The sequence below is a fragment of the Rhodococcus sp. R1101 genome (assembly GCF_000278445.1).
Taxonomy (GTDB): Bacteria; Actinomycetota; Actinomycetes; order Mycobacteriales; family Mycobacteriaceae; genus Rhodococcus; species Rhodococcus gordoniae.
Genome location: NZ_AJVB01000338.1, coordinates 1 through 4,176, shown reverse-complemented (window position 1 = coordinate 4,176; position 4,176 = coordinate 1). Strand labels below are relative to the sequence as shown.

At 68.5% G+C, this 4,176-nt stretch carries 4 protein-coding genes and 1 pseudogene; all 5 read left to right on the top strand.

Annotated features, from left to right (window positions below; all coding sequences use genetic code 11):
* Window positions 1-197: 197 nt before the first annotated feature.
* Window positions 198-1,028, top strand: coding sequence for an ABC transporter ATP-binding protein (locus R1101_RS0117315; protein ID WP_016934626.1), 831 nt, complete (start codon window positions 198-200; stop codon window positions 1,026-1,028).
* 44 nt (window positions 1,029-1,072) lie between these two features.
* Window positions 1,073-1,906, top strand: coding sequence for an NUDIX hydrolase (locus R1101_RS0117310; protein ID WP_016934625.1), 834 nt, complete (start codon window positions 1,073-1,075; stop codon window positions 1,904-1,906).
* A gap of 10 nt (window positions 1,907-1,916) precedes the next feature.
* Window positions 1,917-2,696, top strand: coding sequence for an enoyl-CoA hydratase-related protein (locus R1101_RS0117305; RefSeq protein ID WP_016934624.1), 780 nt, complete (start codon window positions 1,917-1,919; stop codon window positions 2,694-2,696).
* Window positions 2,697-2,748: 52 nt separating this feature from the next.
* Entirely contained in the window at window positions 2,749-3,726 is a 978-nt protein-coding gene (locus tag R1101_RS0117300) for a class I SAM-dependent methyltransferase (RefSeq protein ID WP_016934623.1), read from the top strand.
* Window positions 3,727-4,176 (top strand): annotated as a pseudogene (locus R1101_RS0117295) (class I SAM-dependent methyltransferase); the annotation flags it as partial.

Sequence of the window (4,176 nt, the reverse complement as noted above, 5' to 3'; positions counted from 1 at the left end):
CGACGAGGCAGACCTGGACGCGGTCGCTGTGCGGGGCGTGGACGGCGAAGCGTGTCCCGCCGTCCACCGGTGTGGGCCCGAGCGGGAAGGCGGCCCGGTCGGGGAGCGCGACCGAGTCGGACACGACGGCAGGTTCGGATGCGGAGGACGACACGGGAACCGATCCTGCCGCGTTTCGGGCTCGGGCGTAAGAGAAGATGGTCGTCGTGGCACAACCTGATCCCGATTTGCTCATCGAATTCGACGACGTAGTGGTCCGACGCGGCGGGAACGTCCTCGTCGGTCCCGTGACCTGGAAGGTGGAACTCGACGAACGCTGGGTGGTTCTCGGACCCAACGGGGCGGGAAAGACCTCGCTGCTGCGGGTCGCGGCGGCCGAGACGTTCCCCACCTCCGGTACCGCGCACGTCCTCGCGGAGACGTTCGGCCGGACCGATCTGTCCGAGCTGCGACCCCGGATCGGATTGTCCTCCGCGGCACTGGCCAACCGCGTGCCCAACGACGAGAAGGTCACCGATCTGGTGCTCTCCGCGGGTTACGGCGTGCTGGGCCGGTGGCGTGAGCGGTACGACGACATCGACACGAGCCGGGCGGTGGAGATGCTCGAGAGCCTCGGAGCGGAGCATCTCGCCGATCGTCTGTACGGGACGTTGTCGGAAGGTGAACGCAAGCGCGCGCTCATCGCCCGGGCGTTGATGACCGACCCGGAGCTGCTGCTGCTCGACGAGCCGGCAGCGGGTCTGGATCTGGGCGGTCGTGAGGAACTCGTGGCCCGGCTCGGAGCCCTCGCGGCCGATCCGGACGCGCCTGCGATCGTGCTCGTCACCCATCACGTCGAGGAGATCCCGCCCGGCTTCACGCACGCGATGCTCCTGAAGGAGGGCGGTGTCGTCGCTCAGGGTCTGCTGGACGATGTGATCACCGCCGAGAACCTCAGTGCGGCGTTCAGCCAGTCGATCTCGCTCGACAAGGTCGACGACCGCTTCTTCGCCCGCCGCACCCGCCGGCCGGGTCGGCACCGCAGGTAACTCCGGGTCGGGTGGTGCCGGGACCGATCGGTTAGGTTGAGGCCATGGCTATCGATCGCTCGGCATCCACCTTCGATCCCACCGCGGTGCCCATCCGCGACGCGTCCACCGTGATGCTCGTGCGCGACTCCGCGCGCGGTGTCGAGGTGTTCCTGCAGCGCCGCGTCGTCGGTATGGACTTCGCCGGCGGCATGACCGTCTTCCCCGGCGGTGGTGTCGACCCCTCGGACACCGACGCCGAGGTGTGCTGGACCGGCCCGGACGTGGCCTGGTGGGCCGAGAAGTTCGGCATCGACGAAGCGCAGGCCCGCGCGCTGGTGCTCGCGGCCGTGCGCGAGACTTTCGAGGAATGCGGCGTGCTGCTCGCCGGCCCGACCCCGGATTCCGTGGTGGCCGACACGACCGAGTACGCCGAGGCGCGGCGCCTGCTCGAGGCGCGCGAGTTGTCGTTCGGCGACTTCCTGGAGAAGGAGCGACTCGTGCTGCGCGCCGACCTGCTGCGTCCGCAGGCGAACTGGATCACCCCGCTGGGGGAGCGGCGCCGCTACGACACCCGTTTCTTCGTCGCCGCGGTGCCGGAAGGACAGCGGGCGGACGGGAACACCACCGAGACCGATCTGGTGCAGTGGCAAACGGTGGAGGAAGCTCTCGCCGACTGGCGTTCGGGTCGGTGCCTCCTGCTCCCGCCCACGTGGAGCCAGTTGTCGATCCTGTCGGGCTTCTCCACGGTCGCCGACCTCATGGCAGCCGATCCGGTCATCGAGCCGATCCTGCCCGTCATGAGCCGCCGCGACGGCGCAGTCCACATCACGTTCGACGGGGACGAGGCCTACTACGAGGCCGGTACTCATCCGTGGGCCCGGCGCTCCGACATCTAGGCTGAACGGCATGGCTGAATTCGTGACCCTCGACGTCTCCGACGGGATCGGTACCATCCGTCTCGATCGACCCCCGATGAACGCCCTGAATCGTCAGCTCCAGGAGGAGATCCGGGAGGCTGCGCGGCAGGCGACCGTGCGTTCCGATGTGAAGTCGGTGATCGTGTACGGCGGCGAGAAGGTGTTCGCGGCCGGCGCCGACATCAAGGAACTGGCCGACCTGAACTTCGTGCAGATGAGCGAGATCGTCGGCGACCTGCAGTCGGCCCTCGGTTCGATCGCCGACATCCCCAAGCCCACCGTCGCCGCGATCACCGGTTACGCCCTCGGTGGCGGCCTCGAACTCGCGCTCGGTGCCGACCGCCGCATCGCCGGCGACAACGTCAAGCTCGGCACGCCCGAGATCCTGCTGGGGATCATCCCCGGTGGCGGCGGCACCCAGCGACTGGCCCGGCTCGTCGGTCCGGCGAAGGCGAAGGACATCGTCTTCACGGGTCGCTTCGTCGGTGCCGACGAAGCCCTGTCGATCGGTCTCGTCGACGAGGTCGTCGCACCCGACGACGTCTACGAGGCGGCGCGCCGCTGGGCCGGGCAGTTCACCGGCGCGGCCTCGCGCGCGCTCGCCGCTGCGAAGGCCGCGATCGACCAGGGGCTCGACACCGATCTGGACACGGGTCTGAAGATCGAGCAGCACGTCTTCGCTGCCCTGTTCGCCACGAAGGATCGCACGATCGGCCTCGAATCGTTCGTCGAGAACGGGCCGGGCAAGGCGCAGTTCGTCGGCGAATGACGCGACCGGCACGCACACTTGTCCACAGCTTACCGACGAGTAGGATCACCGCATGACTGCCAGCAGGACCGACGGGGCCGACCCCGCGCCGAATCCGTACGCCACGGCCGAAGAGGTCGCAGCGGCCCTCGAGGACACCAAGCTCGCCCAGGTGCTCTACCACGACTGGGAAGCCGAGACGTACGACGAGAAGTGGTCGATCTCGTACGACGAGCGGTGCATCGACTACGCCACGGGCCGGTTCGTCGCCGCAGCGGGTAACCAGCCCCTGCCCTACGAGCGTGCTCTCGAACTCGGTTGCGGCACCGGCTTCTTCCTCCTCAATCTCATGCAGGGCGGTGTGGCGAAGAGCGGGTCGGTCACCGATCTGTCGCCCGGCATGGTGAAGGTCGCACTGCGCAACGCCGAGAATCTCGGTCTCGACGTCGACGGCCGCGTCGCCGACGCCGAAACCATTCCCTACGAGGACGATACTTTCGACCTCGTGGTCGGACATGCTGTGCTGCACCACATCCCGGACGTCGAGCAGTCTCTCCGCGAGGTGTTGCGCGTGCTGAAGCCCGGTGGCCGGTTCGTCTTCGCCGGCGAACCCAGCACGATCGGCAACGCCTATGCGCGCCTGCTCGGCCGGGTCACCTGGGAGGCCACCACCAACATCACCCGGCTGCCCTTCCTGCGCGACTGGCGTCGTCCGCAGACCGAACTCGACGAGTCCTCCCGGGCGGCCGCCCTCGAGGCCGTCGTCGATCTGCACACCTTCGATCCTTCCGATCTCGAGAGACTGGCCTCGTCGGCCGGTGCCGTCGAGGTGAAAGCGTCGAGTGAGGAATTCGCCGCGGCACTGCTCGGCTGGCCGGTGCGTACCTTCGAGGCCGCGGTCCCGCCGGAGAAGCTCGGCTGGAACTGGGCGAAGTTCGCCTTCGGCGGATGGAAGGCGTTGAGCTGGGTGGACGAGAACGTGCTCAAGCACGTCGTTCCCCGCAGCTTCTTCTACAACGTCATGATCACCGGTGTGAAGCCCGGTAAGTAGTTGGGCTACGACTTCACCCTCGCCGACGTCGCGTATCTGACGTCGGGCGACGGCCGCGACGCGCTCGCACGCGTCGCCGGCCGTGACCTGTCGACGCGTACGCGCCTCGCCGACATCGGCTGGGCGCGTACGCATTTCGGTGATCGCGCCGGCATGCTCGTCGAAACCGTCATGTTGCGACGCAAGGCGGAGACGAAGATCGCCGGTGGCACCGGGTGGGTTCTCACCGACGACGCCCTGCAGCAGTCCACGCCGACCCGCGTCGCGGCACACCGTGCCCGGCGGTTGCGCGGCCGCACCGTGCACGACGTGACGTGTTCGATCGGCGCCGAACTCGCCGAACTCGTCGGGGTCGCCGAGACCGTGATCGGCAGCGACCTCGACGACGTGCGCCTGGCGATGGCCGCGCACAACGTCCCCGGGGCGTATCTGGTACGCGCCGACGCCCTG